We start from the raw sequence: 17,189 nt of genomic DNA, 5'->3' as shown, positions 1-17,189 counted from the left end.
GGTTCCATCGGCCTCAGCGCAGGTTCAATTCCGGTATTTCGATCACGTCGCCCTTGGCTTCGTCGTCCAGCTCGCGCAGCACCCGATAGATGTGCGCGACGGCCTGGAGCGTTTCCCTCGGGATATAACCGCCAACGTCTTCGCGGTAGATCGTTCGCGCCAGCCAGATGCACTGGATCACCGGGACGCGCGCAGCCTTGGCCCGCTCGATCAGCGCGCGGGCATCGGCATCGACACCTTTGGTGATCAACTGCGGCAACGGCGTCTGCTCGGGACGATAGAACAACGCGACGGCATAGTGAGTCGGGTTGACCACCAGCATGTCGGCCTCCTCCACCGGCTTGGTTTCCTGGCTGGCGGGCTGGTCGATCAACTGCCGCGCGAGGCTGCGGCGGTGCATCTTGACGTGGGGGTCGCCTTCCATTTCCTTGAACTCTTTGCGCACCTCTTCTTCGCTCATGCGCAGGCGCTTGGCGAAGAAGTATTTCTGCAGGCCGAAATCAAGGATCGCCAGCACCAGCAGCACGCCCAGGCAGATGTGCATGATGTGCCGGAACAGGCCGGCCAGCCCGCGCCAATACCCGTCCAGGTCGCCATTGACCAGGCTGATCAACGCGCCGAGGGCCGGCATCGTCACCAGGTAAAGCACGCTGGCGATGAACACGGCCTTGACCAGGCCCATGAACAATTGAATCAGCGCCTGGCCGGAAAACATCTGCTGGGCCTGGTTCAGCGGGTTCAGACGATTCGGATCAGGTTGAAGGGCCTCGGGCGCGAACAGGAAGCCGAACTGCACCCAGCCAGCGACCAGGCGGGTGGCAATGGCCAACCCCACGGTCATCAAGGTGAAGTTGAGCAACACGCCGCCGGCGTGGGCCAGGGTTTCCTCGAAGGCGCGCACAAAGTCGACGTCCAACCGGTGCAGCGGGAACGCGACCATGTCGCCCAGCGCCTGCATGCTGCTGTCGGCCTGGGTCAAGGCCACCTCGGTGATTGCCGTGAGCACCAGCAGGCTGCTCAAATCCTGGCTCTGGCCGACCTGGCCTCTCTTGCGCGCGTCGCGGATTTTCTTCGGTGTCGCCTGCTTGGTCTTTTCGCCGCTGTCTTCGCTCATGAACGAAACCCTCCTTCAGGGCGCCGGCACCAACAGATGCAGCAGATGACGGATTTCCCCGTACCGGCTGAGACGGCCGGTCATCGCGTCCCACAACGTGGGCAGGTAGAACAGCAGGAAGCCCAGGCCGACCAGGCTCTTGGCCGGCATGGCGAGGACGAATACCTGCAACTGCGGGCTGTACAGGCTGAGCAAGGCCAAGGCGAACTCCACCAGCAACAGCAGGCCGATGAAGGGCGCCGCGTAGAGCATCATGTGCATGAACATCTCGCCGAGCAGCCCGAGAAAGACCCCAAAGCCATCCGCGCCGGGCAACGGGAACCAGACCGTGGGCGACCACACCAGGTAGCTGTCCCAGATCACCTGGGTCAGCGTGCCGATGCCCAAGGTGGCGACCAGCAACAGGATGGTCATTTCCTTGAACAGATGGCCCAAGGGCGTCGTATCCGTGCCGAGGGCCGGGTTCAATTGCCCGCCGATGAGCGCGCCGCGCTGGTTGTCGAGCAAGGCCCCCACCGACTCGTAGAGCCAGAACGGCATCGCCAGCAGCACACCGAGCAGCAGGCCCAGCAGCACCTCCTTGAACATCAGCCCGCCGAGGGTCAGCCAGTCGGCCTGTGCGTCAATCAACGCCTGGCGAATTCCCGGCGCGGGCAACATGCCCAGGGCGAACACCACGGCATGGCGCGGCAAGCCTCGCAGATGCTGGAAGCAGAACACCGGGACCAGGTACGCCACCGGATAAATGCGCGCCATGCCGAGGGCGATCGACAGCAGCAAGTCGAAATACGGAACGAACGCCTGGGCCGTCATCAGGTGCTCGCCATCATTTCAAATGCCCGGCGCAACAGCCCCAGCAGCTCGCCGCCAATCCAGCGCCCGGTGACCAGCAAGGTCAGCCCCACCGCCACCAGCTTGATGCCGAAGGGCAAGGTCTGGTCCTGGATCTGCATCAACGCCTGCACCAGGGAGGTCAGCACGCCAACGATCACCGCGACGATCAAGGGCGGCGCGGACAACAGCACCACCAGCAGCATGCCTTCCTTGAACAACGTCAGCGCGTCCATCGCAGGCCCTCAAAGATAGGAATAGAAAAGGCTGTCGAGCAATTGCGTCCAACCTTGCACGAGCACGAAGATCAGCAGCTTGAGCGGCAACGAAATGGTCATCGGCGCGACCATCTGCATGCCGAGCGCCAGCAGCAGGTTGGACACGATCAGGTCAATGACGATGAACGGGATGTAGATCAGGAACCCCATCTGGAAACCGGCTTCGAGCTCAGACAGCATGAAGGCCGGGATAAGCAGCATCAGGTCGTCGCGACTGGCTTGCTCGGCGCGCTCCTTGGGCCACATCCGCTGGGTGTTTTCCAGCAGGTGGGTGAGGATGTCCGGGTTGGTATTGCGCGACATGAACGCTTGCAGCGGCTTGACCGCGTTCAAGGCAGAGCCCTGCAGCGCCTCGGTGCTGCTGAAATCCAGCGGTTGTTCCTTCAGTTGTTCGCCGATGTTGTGACCGACCGGCGCCATGATGAACAGCGTCGCGGCCAGGGCAATGGCGTAGAGCGCCATGTTGGGTGGCACCTGCTGTACGCCGATGGCGTTGCGGGTGATGGTCAGCACGATGGCGATCTTGAGGAAGGCGCTGCAAATGATCAGCAGCAGCGGGACCAACGAGATCCCGCCGATGAACAGCGCCAGCAGAAAGGGGTCGACCCCCTGGAAGCTCATCCAGCCACATCCACGCGAGTGACTTGCAGGCCGAGCCGACCCTCGACGTCCACCAGTTCACCCTGGGCCAAGGCCCGTTCACCATGGAACAACGCCGCCGCACCCGGCGCCACGCCTTGGACCTGGAGCACCGCGCCGGGCGCCAGGTTGCGCAGTTCGCCCAGGGTCAGGCTCAAGTGACCGCAGCGTATCGTCAGCGCCAGGGGCAAGTCGTCGAAGCGCTCGTCGCCGGCCACTGGCGCCTGCACCGGCGTCTCTGCGGCTACAGCCTCGGCATCGCCAGGCGCCGCGAAATCCATCGCCTCGGGCGCCTCGGCGTCGGGTTCGTAGCGGGCGGTATCGTCCCAATCGGGGGTCAGGATGTCGGTGTCAGCGGTGGTGCTCATATCGGTTTCCTCCAGAGCGAGCAAAGTCAGGCGCAACGGCGCGGAGCGGCTCTGCACCCCGACCCGCAGGCAGTGCCGGCCGAGGCGAACCAGCCCTTGGCCGGATGGGTCGAACAAGGCGGTTTCCGGCACCAACACATCACCGGGGCGCAACGCCGATACCTGCCCGGCCGCCAGCACCAGGTGCCCCAGCAGCAATGGAACGTGCAGCGCAAAATGATCGTCCGCAGGTGTTGCTCGTCGCTGCCAAGGCGCCGTGCGAAGCAACCCCAGCAAGGTCGGCCCGGCCAGTTCCAGATGACTCGTCGCATGGGCCGCGCCCAGCCGTGCTTCGAGCCGGCAGGGAATGCCCCGGACCGCGGGCCCGGTGGTTGGCTTGAGAAAACCGAATGCCTGGCGCAGCGGCTCGCTCAGGGTTTGCTGGAACAGCGCCCAGAACCAGGCATCGTCCGGCCCAGGCTCGCCCGGCAGGACCACCGGGCATTCGCCGAACAAGCTGAGCAGCGGCCCCGGCTCGTCAAGCGCCAGGACGCCATGGGCGCACTCGAGCAAAGACGACTCGCCTCCCACGGCGCCGCTGCCCAGGGTCAGTTCCAGCAAGCCCGTTTCGCCCGCCACCTCGAAAGACAAGCTGACGCCCGTTCCCAATCGCTGCCGGGCGACGGCGTCATCGCCGCTCATCGGTGGCAGCGCCAATGCCTGTACGCTCATGTCACGCTCGCCTCGTCTTCGTGGGTCACGCGCACCACCACCGGTTGGCCCAGGCTCTGGGCCAGTGCCTCTTCGAGGCGCCCGGTTCGACTCGACAGCCGCGCGCGCGTCTCTTCGCTTTCGCCGCTCAGGCCGATGTCCCAGCCGGACGTCCCGCCCAACCGCTGGGCAGTCACCCTGATCCGGCCCAGATGAGGAAGGTGCAGCAGCAGGTCCAGTTGCTGGTCGAGGGTGGCCTGCAGGCGTGGCGAGAGCTGATCGACAAATGCCTCCACTTCACCGCCTTCCAGGTTCACCAAGCCCGATAGGGAGCCGGTGCCCGCCATGTCGTCTTCGGAGCCGCCCCGTGGCGCATCGACCCACTGGCGAAACCAGTAGCCGTCGCTGCGTTCTGCCGTCACCTCGGGGTCGCGCCCGGTGGCAGGCAAAGGCTCGCGCGCCACTGGACGACTGGCCCGGCTCACCTGGGCAAGCGGTTGCTCGTATGCATTGGGTGCGTGACGAACGGGGGCCGCCGCAGGGGCCCCGTGGGGCGGCGGTCCACCGCGCAAAGAGCGTTCATTCATCACTGGGAGCCTCCACCAGGTAATCCATCATTGCGCCGAGCTTTTCCAGGTCACGCCTGCGCCCCTGCAAACGCTGCTGGGCGGCTTCGGTGGCGCGTGCCTGTTGCGCCTGTTCGTCGTCGAGCGCCTGCAAGGCTTGCGCTTGCTCGGCCAGCTCGCCGATCAAGCGTTGCTCCTCGGTGCTCCAGGCATTGAGTTCGCAGACGCTTAGCGCGCGGCCACGGTGCTCGCCATACAACGCCTCGCGCTGTGCCGCCTGCTGCTCGCTCGCGGCTTGCCAGCGCACCCGCGCCGCGGCGACCGCTGCCTCGCGCTCGCGCAACAGGTCGCGCTGTTGGCGCCAGGCCCGTTCGGCTTGCGCTTCGCGGTGCCGACGCACCGGCGCAAGGGCGTCCAGATCAGCCCGGGACATAGGCGGTCAACTGCTGGAGGTGGGCGAACGTCGACGCAAACGGCTCCGGCTCACGCAGGTCCTGGCGCAGGAATGCATCCAGGGCACCGCGTGATTCCACCGCCAGGTCGGTCAAGGGGTCCGCGCCGGCCTGGTATTCGCCCAGGCGCAGCATCAGCTCGATCTGATCGTAGGCCGACAGCAAGCGGCGCAGATTGATGCCCGCGCGCAGGTGCTCGGCCTCGGCCACATTGGCCAAGGTTCGCGAGAGGCTGGCAAGCACGTCGATGGCCGGGTAGTGACCGCGCTCGGCAAGTTTGCGCGACAGGACGATGTGGCCATCGAGCAGCGAACGGACTTCGTCCGCCACCGGATCGTTCATGGAGTCCTGCTCGATGAGCACGGTGTAGAGCGCGGTGATCGCGCCGTCATTGCTCAGCCCCGCCCGCTCCACCAGGCGCGGCAACAAGCTATAGACCGAAGGGGGCAGGCCGCCGCGCCCCAATGGCTCGCCCGCCGCCAGGCCGATTTCCCGTTGGGCGCGGGCGAACCGGGTCAGCGAATCGATGAGCAGCAGGACCCGCTGGCCCCGGGCACGAAAGCCCTCGGCCAGGGCCGTGGCGGTGAATGCAGCGCGGGCGCGCTCCATGCTGGAACGGTCGGACGTGGCGCACACCAGGACCGCACGGGCCCGCAGCTCATCATCCAGTTCATGGTCGAGGAATTCCCGCAGTTCGCGCCCGCGTTCGCCGATCAGGCCGAAAACGATCACATCACATTCCACGTTGCGGGCGATCTCCGCCAACAAGGTGGTCTTGCCGCAACCGGCGCCGGCGAACAACCCGACCCGCTGGCCTTCGCCAAGCGTCAGCGCGCCGTCGATGGCGCGTACGCCAGTCATCAGCGGCCGCTGGATACGCGGCCGTGCCGTCGGCGGCGGGGCTTCGCCGATCACTTGCGAGGCCTCCAGCACGTGGGGCCCGGCGAACGCCCCCACGCCACCTTCCAGCAGAGGGCGGCCAAAGCCATCCAGCACCTGCCCCAGCAACTGCGGCCCGACGGTCACCCGATGCGGCATGCCCAGCGGTTCCACCGCCGCACCGACCCGAACACCTTCCAGGCCACCCAGGGCGCTGAGCAAGGCGTCGTGCTGGTCGAAGCCGACGATCTCGGCGAGCAATGGTTCGCGCCCGTCACGCTCGACCTGGCAGAGGTCACCGATCTGCGCCCCCGGCAGTCGGCATTGCAACAAGATCCCGCTGACCCGCTGCACCCGTCCGCGCACCATGACCGGCGCGAATCGGCGCAGGCGTGCCCGCTGCCCGGCTTCCCAGGTCTCCAATCGGGCGATGGCGGCGTGCATCACCACGTCACCTCGTAGCGCTGCTCGCCTTCGAAAGTGACTTTGCCGCTGTCGATGGCGGTCAGGCGCAGGCCGTCGATCTGATCGCCGAGGAACAGCCGGCGTCCGTCGGAAGTGACGACGTGACCACGCTTGCCGCCGACAATCTGGGCGATCTGAAACGGCAGTTGCGTCAGCCGTTCCTTGACGTTGGCCGTGATCTCGGTCGACGTGTCATAGCGTGCGTGGAAACGCTCCATCAGCCGCTCGACCACCGCCAGGCGCTGACGCGGCAGCTCGCCCACCAGCACCAGCCGACCGTCCTGGACCTCGACCCGGACATTGGCATCCAGGTCGCGTTCCTGGAGCATGCGATCCAGCTCCAGGCGAACCGCTTCCAGCGTATTCAATTCAGCCTTGGCCGGCTTGTGCTGCTGCGCCGCACTGGGCGCTACCGTCGGTGCCGGCTGGCTGGTAAAGGCCCACGCGCTGGAGGCGACGGTGATCACCGCCGCAGCGATTCCCAGGCGCTTGGGCCACGACGGCCGTGCCGCGGGCTTTTGGGTTTCGCGGTCCGCCGTCAAGTGCGCAGCGTCATCCAGTGCCGCTTCTTCAGGCCAAGGCTGATCGGCCGGGGCCAGGCACAACCAGACGCCGGCGATGGAAAAAGGTGTATTGCCTGGCAAAGGCTCGGTCGCGGCCCAAGGCTGGCCTTGTCCGTTGCAAACCACGCCCTCCAGCGACGCCAGCAGCCACTGGCCCTGGACTAGGCTGACGGCGGCGTGACGCCCACAGATGCCTGGGTCGTAGAGCGCCAGGTCAGCGTCTTCCGCCGCCCCGACGACCCATTGCTCACCCACCAGCGGCAATGCCGCCCCCCGGTGCAGACCACTCAATACGCGAAGCTCGAACATGGCCAATTTCCTCAAGGCGCGACCGAAGTGCGCCGGCAATCCGCTTGAACGACGGGGCACGGACGGCCCTCGTCCACTGTCACAGCCAGGCCATCGGACGCGCCTGGTTTCACATCGCTACGCCTGGCATCGCGACTGGCGCGCCAAGCACAAGAACCCGTCATGCGGCGTCCTCGATCCGGAGGGTTTCCTGCTCCAGATCAAAGCGCCCCAGCACGGTGACCTGGGCATTGCTGTGCAACTCGCTGAAGGCCAGCACCGGCACGTGGTTGAACTCGTCGCGCAGCAGATCCCGCAGCGGCGCGCGCAAGTCCTGGGCCACCAACAGCACCGCCGTCCGCTTGGCCCGCAGCGGGAAACCTTCGCGCAGTTGCAGGACCAGGGCGCGGGTATGCACGCTCTCCAGGGCAAAGAAGGTTTCGGTCTGGGTCTGGCGCAACGCGTCGCGCAGCAATCCTTCGGTCTCCGGCGTCAGCAGCCAGACGTGCAGCCCGTTTTCATCGCGGTACTGGTGATAGATCTGCGATTTCAAGGCGATGCGCGCGTAGTCGGTCAGCGCGCCGACGTCACGCTCGTGCTGGCCGTGCTCGATCAACGATTCGGCGATCAGCCGCACCGCCCGCAGCGGCACGCCCTCGCCCGCCAGGCGTTGCAGCACGGCAGCGAAACGGGCCAGGGGCATGGTCCTTTGCAGTTCTTGCACCAGCTCTGGTTGGCCGGCTTCGAGCCAGCTGAGAATCGACTTGCTCTCCTGCAAGCCGAGGAACTGCGGCCCGGTGGCAAACATGGCGCGGCTCATGCGTTCCACCAACAACTCGGCCGCCGGCACTGCCTCCACGCGCTCGTCCGCCAGCAGCGGGTCGCCGGGCGCCAGCCATAGCCATTGATGCTCGTCGCGTACTTCGCTGCCGACCCGGGCGTCCTGCGGTTCGAACGGCAACGGCCCGCGGGCGACGGCCACGCGCTCTCCAAACGTGGCGCGCAGCATCGGCACTTCGTGCACGCAGAAGCGGAATTCGTCGTCCTCCAGGGTCGCGCTGTATTCGATCTCGAATGGCGGCAAGGTCAGGCCAAAACCGGCGACCAGCGCGTTGCGTTTCTTGCGGATCGCCTGGACGACCTCGTCGGCGGCGGGATTGCCTTCCATCGACTTGGAGAACTGCAAGAGATAGGCACGGGTCGGGTCGAAGCTGCGCAAATCCTCGGCGCCATTCTGCTCCGGTGTGACGCTGACGTGAGGCTGCTCGCCCTCGCGCGCCTGTCGCGCACGGCCATACAGCTGGACGATGCCCGCGGTGCCGGTGATCACGGCAATGACGATGAACACCAGCGTCGGCATGCCGGGCAACGCGGCGAAGCCGAGCATGCCCACCGAAGCGATGACCCAGGCCTTGGGTTCGGCAGTCAACTGCTTGGCGATTTCCTTGCCGACACTGCTGCCCGCCGGCTGCCCTTCCGGCGATACGCGGGTGATGATCATGCCGGCGGTGAGGGAAATCAGCAGTGCCGGAATTTGCGCAATGAGGCCGTCGCCGATGGTCAGCACGGCATACAAGTGCATCGACTCGGACGCGCTCATATCGTGCTGGACCATGCCGACCGAAAAGCCGCCGATGAGGTTGATCACCACGATCACCAGGCCGGCGATGGCGTCGCCCTTGACGAACTTCATCGCCCCGTCCATCGCCCCGAACAGTTGGCTTTCCTTGTTCAATTCCTCGCGACGACGGCGCGCTTCGCTGACGTCGATCAGGTTGGCCCGCAGGTCGCTGTCGATGGACATCTGCTTGCCCGGCAAGGCGTCCAGGGTGAACCGCGCCGCCACTTCGGCGACCCGCTCCGAGCCCTTGGTAATGACCAGGAAGTTGACCACCGTGAGGATAAGGAAGATCACCAGCCCGACGGCCAGGTTGCCCCCGACCACGAAATTGCCGAACGCCTGGACGATATGGCCGGCGTCGCCCTGGAGCAGGATCAACCGCGTGGTCGCCACCGACAACGCCAAGCGGAACAACGTGGTCAGCAGCAGCACCGCCGGAAACGAGGAGAACGCCAACGGCCGTGGCAGGTACAACGAGAGCACGATCAACAGGCAGGAAATACAGATATTGATGGCGATCAACGCATCGACCACCGAGGTCGGCAGCGGCAGGATCAGCATGAACACGATGCCGAGCACCACGAACGCCCCGGCCACCTCGATACGCCGCACCGCCGCGTTGGCGACCTTGTTCAACAGGGCAATCATGACCGCGCTCCAATGACCGGTTCGGCGGTCTGTCCACGGGTCTCGCCCCGGGAGCGCTCATCGAGCAGCACCAGCAGATTCTTCAACGCGTTCTGGCGGCTTTTCGCATCACGCCAGAGCGCCAGCGGCAAGCGCTTGAGCAAGGGATACAAGCCGTTCAGGGAGACCAGTTGATCGCGCTCCTGGTCCCCACCCAATTCCCGGCCGATACGCCGTACTTCCGCCGAAGACAAGCCGCTGCTGACAAACCCCAGCATGCGTTGCAACAACAACACGGCGGTGAGCTGGCTGGCCGGGCAGCTGTAGGCCAGTTGCTCCAACAGACGGCGACAGCTTTGCAGCACGCTGCCCAGTTGCGTCGAGGCGGCCAGGCCGATCAGCAGGGTGCGCAGCAAGGGCGTAGGCCGCGAAGGCGCGTGGGCGGCAATGTCGTCGGCCAGCGCGCGGCGCATCATGTCCAGCCCGGACACAAATGCCGTTTCGCCGAACAGGCCAAGCAACGCTTGCATCATGGTCGGCAACGATTGCTTGAGCACCACGGTGTCGTAATAGAGGCGACGTACCGCCTGGCGCAATTCAGGATCGCCACCGGCGGCTCGCAGGGCCTCGGCGATGTTCATGCCGGCCTGGATCTGCGCACCGTAACGCTCGCGCAAGCGTTGCAGGTAGTCGCGGGCGCGCTTGGCCTCGACAAGGCGACCTTGCGCCTCGGCGTCCAGCAACGTTTGCTGCAGGATCAGGTCAGTCCGGGCCGGATCGCCGCCGGTAGATTGCACCACCTCTTCCAACACCGGCTCGCCCATGAGCAGCACACCGGCCTGGGCCGCCATGGCACTCAGGCTCTGCTTGCCTGGATGACCGAGCTGGTCGTACCACTCCTCCAACTGCTCGCGGGTTTCGACCCGTGTCCGACCCACCTCACTGCGAGCGTTGCGGATGCGCCGCTGGCTCAACGCCTTGGTGTTGCGTTCCACGTGATGACTGAAGGTCATGCCGACCTCCTCCATCGAATTGGACTGCGCGACCTGCGTCGATTCCACAGGCCTGCCAATGCCCGCCACCGCCGAAACAGCCTGGGCGAGATTGACGGCAATGTGCGCATTGGTCGGGGCTTCTACTTTCATGACAAACCGGGAGCGTGGTTTCGGACGCTCAGTGGGTGGCGCCGATCCCGCATTCGGTTCCATGGCCGATCAGGCCTTTTTCGATCTCATCGGCGACACCTTCCGCATGCCGATTTTCGACGGTCCGCGCGGTGCAATTTCATGCAGTGATTTCTTTGGAAGTCGTGCACGAGCTTGCACAAATAGAGCTTTAGCACTAACAAAATTATTTTGAATATCAGTTAGATAGGCTATGAAAGCGGCTTGGCACAGGTCCTGCTGAAGGGGGTACGCCGACATACGGATCGGCGTATGGAACCTACCCAGAGGGATTTATCAATGAACAGCCTGAACCTCATGCTGCCCCCGCCAACCTCCTCGAAACGCCCAGCCACGCCGGGCGTCAGCTTCGGCGAGGAACGTAAGCTGCGCCTGTTTGTGCAAAAGCGTGTGCTCAACCAGGACGACGCCGACGACATCATCCAACTCACTTACCTGGAAGCCTGGCGCAACCAGGAGAAGTTCAAGGGACTGGCCAAGCCGGACACCTGGCTGTGCGGCATCGCCCTCAACCTGATCCGCAATCACTTCCGCCGTTTCTACGCGCAACCGCCACTGAGCACGTTCGACGAAAGCGATTTCAACGAATCCAACGAAGACATCGACCTGAGTGAACTGTGCGACAACCGCCGGCTGCTGGACCGCACGCTGTCTGCCATGGACGCGCTACCCAAGGACATGCGCGAAACCCTGTGGACCGCCGTGGACACCGAGAGCAGCTACCGCGATGCCGCTGAACGGCTGGGCGTGCCCATCGGCACCGTACGCTCGCGGCTGTTTCGCGCCCGTGAACAACTCAAGCGCAGCGTCTACGGAGAAGCCCGGCCATGACCCACAATCGCCTGAACAGCCGACCCGACCTGCCACGCGGCGTGCGCCGCTATACCCCCGACGACCTGCCGGTGATGACGGATATCTTCAACGAAAGCGCTCTGGGCGGCACCAGTTCCCCCGTGCTCAGAGCGTTTTCCCTGAAGGAAATGACCTTCTTCGTCGATTGCTTCGTCAAGGAAGGTGATCCGATCTACGTGCTCGAACGTGGCGGTGAAGTGGTCGCCTGGTTGATCGTCAACCGCTTCTGCTGGGGGGCCCAGGCCTGTCGGTTGACCGGCGAAGTGTCGATCTACGTGCGCAACGATCACATCGGCAGCGGCGTCGGCATTCGCCTGGGCCAGGCAGCGGTGGTGTTGGCCAAGCAGTACGGCTTCGAAACACTGGTGGCCTGGATCATCGAGCACAACGAGGCGAGCAAACGTGGCGTGCAAGGATTGGGCGCGACGCAATGGGGACGATTCCCGGGAATCGCCCGGTTCGCCGACAAGCGCGCGGATGTGGTGCTTTATGGGTTGGACCTGATGCCCATCGACACGGCACCTACCATCTCATCAACGCCAACGCAAAGCCTGGAGACCAGCCCCGCGTGAGGTCACGGCTCGTCCGGCGACCGTGTCGGGCGAGCCGTCTCTTTCTCAAGCCTGCGCCCATTCGTACGAATGCCATTTCTTGCACAGCCCGAGGCTCTGCTCCAGGAGCTGCGTAGGAGCTGCGTAGGAGCTGCCGAGTGCAACGAGGCTGCGATCTTTCCCCAAAACACCCAAATCTCAAGCGAAAGATCAAAAGATCAAAAGATCAAAAGATCAAAAGATCGCAGGCTTCGCCAGCGCCTACGGAACCCAGCGAGCTCAATCCACCGACCAGCGCACCGGCAGCGCATCCGGCCCCCGGAAGTTGGGCACATAGCGCCAGCGCACTGCACCTGGATCAACCGCCAATTGCAGGCCCGGGCAACGCCGCAGCAAGGTGTTCAAGGCGATTTCCAACTCCTGCCGGGCCAACGATGCGCCCAGGCAATAGTGCGTGCCCTTGCCGAACGACATGTGCGGACAGGCCGGGCGGGTGATATCCAGCCGTTCAGGATCGGCGCACATCGCCTCGTCACGATTGGCCGAGCCCACCACCGCCACCACAAATTCTCCACGTCGCAGAGGGTGCCCGGCCAATTCCGTGTCTTGGGTGACGAAGCGGACCATTGCCCGCTCCACCGACGAGTCATAGCGCAAGAACTCCTCGACGGCCGTGGGCATCAAAGCCGGCTCATCACGCAACCGGGCCAGCGCTTCGGGGTGCTGAACGAGCGTGTGCACGGCATTGCCAATCATCGACGCCGACGTTTCGTGGCCGGCGATGATCAGCAGCGCAATCATGCTGCACAACTCGCTTCGGCTGAGCATGCGGCCCTCTTCCTCGACCTGGGCCAGGGCCGAGACCAGGTCATCGGCCGGGTAGGCCCGGCGCCGATCGATCAAGGCAAGCATATAGCCGGCGAACTCGTTGTAGCAGCGTTGCAGTTCACTCAGGTCGTGCCCCACCTGCCGGACGATCACGTGGGACCAGCGGCGGAAATCGTCTCGGTCCTGGGCGGGCACGCCGAGCAGTTCGGCGATGACGGTGATCGACAGCGGGAAGGCATATTGGCTCACCACGTCCATTTGCCCGCTTGGCCCAACGGCGTTCAGCAGCGACTCGGCGATCTGCTCGATACGCGGCCGCATGGCGTTCACCGCCTTCAGGGTGAACGCCTTGTTGACCAGCCGACGCAGCCGGCGATGACGCTCTCCGTCGCGGTTAAGCATGTGGTCATTGAGAAAAGCGATGGATTGCTCGCCCCCCAGCATCGCCGCGAACTGCGGATCGATTCGTGACGGATCGCGGGCGAAGCGCTCGCTGTCCAACAGCACCTCCTCGACCTCCCGGGCACCGGTGACGTACCACATCGGCAACTGCCCGTCGGGCTGGCTGAGGAACACCGGAGACGCTTGGCGCAACGCCGCATAATGCCGATAAGCCTCGCCGCGAAAGGCGTCGCTGTTCAGGTCAAGGGTTCGCTCGTAGGGCATGGACATTCTCCGGAGGCAGGCATCGTTGCTCCTGAGTGGCGGGGGGCACCCAAAAAGATCCCTATGAAAAAACGCTGCTCGCGACGGCGGTGGATCAGTGGCTATCGATGCAAGCTGAACGGCCGCCTTCGCGAGCAGGCTCGCTCCCACAAGGGAAATGCGGTGTGCCACCAGAGCCAGGTCGGCTATACGGCCGCCTCGCCTCGCCTCGCCTTGCTTTTGCTTTTGCTTTTGATCTGCCAGGCCCCGTTAACCACGATGGCCGAACGCAGGTCTTGCGCAGTGGGCATCCCGGCATGGATGCCGGGATAGCCGCGCAGGGCCATGGATGGCCCATCGCGGCGGGCCCACGGAGCAAGGCCGGAGTGAGGGCATGCCGAGCCTAGGCGAGGCACCGAGTGGTGGGGCAAAGCCTTTTTGGTTACTTTTTTGGCGTCTGAAAAAAGTGACCCGCCGTAAGGGCGGAACCATAAGCCGCCGTTACCAAAGAAACGGATATATACCCCGGTCAACCAAATCCAGGCCACGGTCAGTGAACCGTTCCCCCAGCCCTCGTCACTCAAGGAAAACCCCCAACGCTGCGTGGAACTGACATGACACACTCACCCACCCTCCACGGCCACTGCGACCCTCGCTTCGAACCGGTCAAAGCGGCCTTTACCGGACTGATGCAAAGCCCTTTCGAACGCGGCGCCGCCCTGTGCGTCCAGATCGACGGCGAAACAGTGATCGACCTGTGGGCCGGGATCGCCGGGCCGGAACCGGACAGAAACTGGCGGCACGACACCCTGCTCAACCTGTTCTCCTGCACCAAGCCCTTCACGGCCGTGGCAATCATGCAACTGGTCGGCGAAGGACGCCTGGACCTGGACGCGCCGGTCTGCCGCTACTGGCCCGAGTTCGCCAAGGCCGGTAAAGCAACGACGACCGTGCGCCAAGTGCTCTGCCATCGCGCCGGACTACCGGCGCTGCGCACGCCCCTCGCCCCGGAAACCCTTTACGACTGGGACACCATGATCGACCTGATCGCCGAGGAACAGCCGTGGGCCAATGCCGGGGAACAACAGACCTATTCGCCCCTGCTGTTCGGCTGGATTCTCGGTGAATTGCTGCGCCGGGTGGATGGCCTGAGCCCGGCGCAAAGCATCCACCAGCGGGTGGCGGTGCCGCTCGGACTGGATTTTCATATCGGCCTGGACGACGCGACCATCGCTCGCTGCGCCTACATGGCGCGCACCAAGGACGAGGTCGACGATGAAGCCTTTGGCCGAGTCCTGCAGTATGTGCTCACCGAGCCGACAGCCATGAGCTCGCTGGCCTTCGCCAACCCGCCGATGGTGCTGGGGCGCAGTAACGAGCCAGGCTGGAAGCGCATGACCCAGCCAGCGGCCAACGGCCACGGCAACGCCCGCAGCCTGGCGGAGTTCTATGCCGGCCTGCTGGACGGGCGGTTGCTGGAGTCGCCGCTGCTCAACGAAATGCTGCGCGAGCACAGCGCCGAATATGACCCGACTATCCAGACACCGACGCGGTTCGGCCTGGGCATCATGCTCAACCAGGCGGACGTGGCGAACGGCAGCTACGGCATGGGGCCCGACGCCTTCGGCCACATGGGCGCCGGTGGCACCATCGGTTTTGCCGACCCCGAGCGCGGCGTGGCGTTCGGCTTTGCCTGCAACACCATTGGCTCCTACGTCTTGATGGACCCTCGCGCACGCGGCCTGGCGAATGTGGCGATGGGGTGTCTGTAGCACTCGGCAGATCAGCTAAGGCAAGGACACCGGTTCTTCTTGTGGCGAGGGGATTTATCCCCGCTGGGTTGCGAAGCAGCCCCAAAAGGTTGAATGCGACCGCCAGACATACCGCGGTGCAGGCCTCGGGGGTCGCTTCGCAACCCAGCGGGGATAAATCCCCTCGCCACAAGTTCATCTTCTTCTTGAGCTTGAATCCCATCGCCCCCAACCCGCTCACACCCCAGGCGGCACCGCCACCTCTGCCACCTGCGGCTCGGCTGTTCCGGTATCAGGCGAATCTTCACTACCGCCCACCCGGGGCAGCGCCGCCTTGGCAATCATGTCCGGCTGTGCCAGCAACCTGCGCGACGCTTCCACTGGCATCAGCAGGCGCCCCCTGACCCGGCCGCGCCCGGCCGGATTGAGCATGCGCAACTCGCGCTCATGGACGCCCGACAACTGCGCCAGTTGCGCCAGGTCCACCGGCTGCGCCAACGCGACCATCTGGAAGTACGGCTGGTCGGCAATCGGCGCCAGGCTCACGCCGTAGCTCGCTGGCGCGTTGACCAATTGCGACAACGCCAGCAACCGTGGCACGTAGTTCTGGGTTTCTCCGGGCAACGACAGGTTCCAGTAATGGGTCGCCAGGCCACGGGCGCGGTTCCGGGTGATGGCGTCGCGCACCCGCCCTTCCCCGGCGTTGTAGGCGGCCAGCGCCAGCAGCCAGTCGCCGTCGAAGTAGTCGTGCAGGTAGGACAGATAATCCAGGGCCGCCCGGGTGGACGACGGAATGTCCCGGCGCTCGTCGTAGTCGCCCCGTTGCTGCAATTGATAACGACGCCCGGTGGCGGGAATGAATTGCCAGAGCCCCAAGGCCTGGGCAGGCGATTGCGCATTGGGGTTGAACCCGCTCTCGATCGCCGGCAGCAACGCCAACTCCAGCGGCATGTTGCGCTTGTTCAGCTCACCGACGATGAAGTGCAAGTAACGACTGCCGGCGCGTCCGGTCTGGGTCAGGAACGCCGGGCGCTCCATCAGCCAGCGGCGTTGCTCGTCGATGCGCGCCACTCCTTGGGTCTTGGCCTGCAGGGAAAACCCCTGGCGCATCCGTGCCCACAGGCTGCCACCGCTTTGCGGAGATGATTCGCCAATCTCGATGATCGTGTCGGTGGGCGCCGGTTCCAGCCAGCGCAACTGGGCACGGTACGGCTCGTTGGCGAAACGATCGCCGATGGTCAGCTGCGGTTCGAGGTGCTGACACCCGTACAGCAAGGTCCCCATGGCGAGCAGAGACAACCCTTTGGGGACGAATCGAAGGGCCGGCGTGAGTGCAAGTGATCGGGACATGGCGGTCAACCTTGAATGAGGTGGCGCCATTGGGTGGCGGATCAGCTGCCAGCGGTTCCACGCGGTGCAGTGGAACCGAAATGCCGCAGGTGTCACTCACGATGGGCAGCAGGCGCTCGTCGGCGCCTGGATGACAATGCGAGGTCAATCATGGCGTCACCCACCTATTGCAAGCTGATCGATCAGCTCTGCGAATTCACGATGATCCCTACCCCGTCAGCGTTCTACGAACAGGCAAACCTGTCGGTCAAGGAAGTCGACTTTTCCCTCAAGCACACACCCGGCGTGGGCGAGGGAGACGTGTTCATCTACTGCGGCTTCGGGCCGTTGCCCGTGGCGAATCGCGAAGCAGTCATGCAGCGGCTGCTGGAAACCAACCTGTACCTGCTGAGCGGCGCGTTCTGCCCGTCGCTGTCGTACAACCGCGACAGCGAACAGGTGATCCTGATCGGCCACGTGCCCCTGGATAACCTCAGCGCCGAGCGCCTGCTCGGACTGATGGGCGGCGCCGCCGACATGGCGCTGATCTGGCGGGACGGCTACTTCTTCGACGGCACCAGCCCGGGCCAAGCCGCCAAGACCACCCAGCAAAAACCCACCCCGCGTAGCGCAGGGCTGAACAACGCCCTGTCGATCTAGGAAAGGAG

Annotated in this window: 17 protein-coding genes; 4 read left to right on the top strand and 13 right to left on the bottom strand. The window is 64.7% G+C overall.

What is annotated here, in order from left to right:
• Positions 1 to 13: 13 nt before the first annotated feature.
• From sctU to M8Q45_RS26425, 11 genes are all read right to left on the bottom strand, one after another.
• Positions 14 to 1,114, bottom strand: a complete 1,101-nt coding sequence (gene sctU, locus M8Q45_RS26475) for a type III secretion system export apparatus subunit SctU (protein WP_249877010.1) — start codon at positions 1,112 to 1,114, stop codon at positions 14 to 16.
• 15 nt (positions 1,115 to 1,129) lie between these two features.
• Entirely contained in the window at positions 1,130 to 1,927 is a 798-nt protein-coding gene (gene sctT / locus M8Q45_RS26470; protein WP_249877009.1) for a type III secretion system export apparatus subunit SctT, read from the bottom strand.
• Positions 1,927 to 2,181, bottom strand: coding sequence for a type III secretion system export apparatus subunit SctS (sctS, locus tag M8Q45_RS26465; protein ID WP_030138405.1), 255 nt, complete (start codon positions 2,179 to 2,181; stop codon positions 1,927 to 1,929). Before sctS ends, sctT begins: the two co-directional genes overlap by 1 nt.
• A gap of 9 nt (positions 2,182 to 2,190) precedes the next feature.
• Positions 2,191 to 2,844 carry a type III secretion system export apparatus subunit SctR gene (sctR, locus tag M8Q45_RS26460; RefSeq protein WP_249877008.1) on the bottom strand — a complete coding sequence of 218 codons (654 nt, stop codon included), beginning with the start codon at positions 2,842 to 2,844 and terminating at the stop codon, positions 2,191 to 2,193.
• Positions 2,841 to 3,941 carry a type III secretion system cytoplasmic ring protein SctQ gene (gene sctQ / locus M8Q45_RS26455; protein WP_249877007.1) on the bottom strand — a complete coding sequence of 367 codons (1,101 nt, stop codon included), beginning with the start codon at positions 3,939 to 3,941 and terminating at the stop codon, positions 2,841 to 2,843. Before sctQ ends, sctR begins: the two co-directional genes overlap by 4 nt.
• Positions 3,938 to 4,507 carry a type III secretion protein gene (locus M8Q45_RS26450; protein WP_249877006.1) on the bottom strand — a complete coding sequence of 190 codons (570 nt, stop codon included), beginning with the start codon at positions 4,505 to 4,507 and terminating at the stop codon, positions 3,938 to 3,940. The genes sctQ and M8Q45_RS26450 overlap by 4 nt, the downstream gene beginning before the upstream one ends.
• Positions 4,500 to 4,919: a hypothetical protein gene (locus tag M8Q45_RS26445; protein WP_249877005.1), complete on the bottom strand. Its 420-nt coding sequence runs from the start codon at positions 4,917 to 4,919 to the stop codon at positions 4,500 to 4,502. The genes M8Q45_RS26450 and M8Q45_RS26445 overlap by 8 nt, the downstream gene beginning before the upstream one ends.
• Complete coding sequence (locus M8Q45_RS26440) at positions 4,906 to 6,264, bottom strand: FliI/YscN family ATPase (RefSeq protein ID WP_502940586.1); 1,359 nt, start codon at positions 6,262 to 6,264, stop codon at positions 4,906 to 4,908. Before M8Q45_RS26440 ends, M8Q45_RS26445 begins: the two co-directional genes overlap by 14 nt.
• Positions 6,261 to 7,154 (bottom strand): FHA domain-containing protein, encoded by an 894-nt coding sequence (locus M8Q45_RS26435; RefSeq protein ID WP_249877003.1) that lies wholly within the window; start codon positions 7,152 to 7,154, stop codon positions 6,261 to 6,263. The genes M8Q45_RS26440 and M8Q45_RS26435 overlap by 4 nt, the downstream gene beginning before the upstream one ends.
• A gap of 160 nt (positions 7,155 to 7,314) precedes the next feature.
• Positions 7,315 to 9,402, bottom strand: a complete 2,088-nt coding sequence (gene sctV, locus M8Q45_RS26430) for a type III secretion system export apparatus subunit SctV (RefSeq protein WP_249877002.1) — start codon at positions 9,400 to 9,402, stop codon at positions 7,315 to 7,317.
• Positions 9,399 to 10,526: a TyeA family type III secretion system gatekeeper subunit gene (locus M8Q45_RS26425; RefSeq protein ID WP_249877001.1), complete on the bottom strand. Its 1,128-nt coding sequence runs from the start codon at positions 10,524 to 10,526 to the stop codon at positions 9,399 to 9,401. The genes sctV and M8Q45_RS26425 overlap by 4 nt, the downstream gene beginning before the upstream one ends.
• Positions 10,527 to 10,844: 318 nt before the next feature.
• Between M8Q45_RS26425 and M8Q45_RS26420 the strand changes: the two genes are divergently transcribed.
• Together M8Q45_RS26420 and M8Q45_RS26415 are read left to right on the top strand one after the other, a co-directional pair.
• On the top strand, positions 10,845 to 11,396 hold the full coding sequence (locus M8Q45_RS26420; RefSeq protein ID WP_249877000.1) for an RNA polymerase sigma factor: 552 nt from the start codon (positions 10,845 to 10,847) through the stop codon (positions 11,394 to 11,396).
• Positions 11,393 to 11,989: a GNAT family N-acetyltransferase gene (locus M8Q45_RS26415; protein ID WP_249876999.1), complete on the top strand. Its 597-nt coding sequence runs from the start codon at positions 11,393 to 11,395 to the stop codon at positions 11,987 to 11,989. The genes M8Q45_RS26420 and M8Q45_RS26415 overlap by 4 nt, the downstream gene beginning before the upstream one ends.
• A 258-nt stretch (positions 11,990 to 12,247) precedes the next feature.
• Here the strand turns inward: M8Q45_RS26415 and M8Q45_RS26410 are convergent, their stop codons facing one another.
• Positions 12,248 to 13,462 (bottom strand): cytochrome P450 family protein, encoded by a 1,215-nt coding sequence (locus tag M8Q45_RS26410; RefSeq protein WP_249876998.1) that lies wholly within the window; start codon positions 13,460 to 13,462, stop codon positions 12,248 to 12,250.
• Positions 13,463 to 14,055: 593 nt separating this feature from the next.
• On the opposite strand from M8Q45_RS26410, the gene M8Q45_RS26405 reads away from it, so the two are divergent.
• Positions 14,056 to 15,213, top strand: a complete 1,158-nt coding sequence (locus M8Q45_RS26405) for a serine hydrolase domain-containing protein (protein ID WP_249876997.1) — start codon at positions 14,056 to 14,058, stop codon at positions 15,211 to 15,213.
• A 216-nt stretch (positions 15,214 to 15,429) separates the two neighbouring features.
• On the opposite strand, the gene M8Q45_RS26400 is transcribed toward M8Q45_RS26405, so the two are convergent.
• Entirely contained in the window at positions 15,430 to 16,542 is a 1,113-nt protein-coding gene (locus tag M8Q45_RS26400) for a transglycosylase SLT domain-containing protein (protein ID WP_249876996.1), read from the bottom strand.
• A 150-nt stretch (positions 16,543 to 16,692) separates the two neighbouring features.
• Between M8Q45_RS26400 and M8Q45_RS26395 the strand changes: the two genes are divergently transcribed.
• Positions 16,693 to 17,181, top strand: a complete 489-nt coding sequence (locus M8Q45_RS26395) for a type III secretion system chaperone family protein (RefSeq protein WP_249876995.1) — start codon at positions 16,693 to 16,695, stop codon at positions 17,179 to 17,181.
• Positions 17,182 to 17,189: the final 8 nt, after the last annotated feature.

The organism is Pseudomonas sp. T1.Ur (assembly GCF_023516725.1).
Lineage (GTDB): Bacteria > Pseudomonadota > Gammaproteobacteria > Pseudomonadales > Pseudomonadaceae > Aquipseudomonas > Aquipseudomonas alvandae.
Note: the sequence above shows the minus strand (reverse complement) of the source record. Positions and strands in the feature narration are given on the sequence as shown.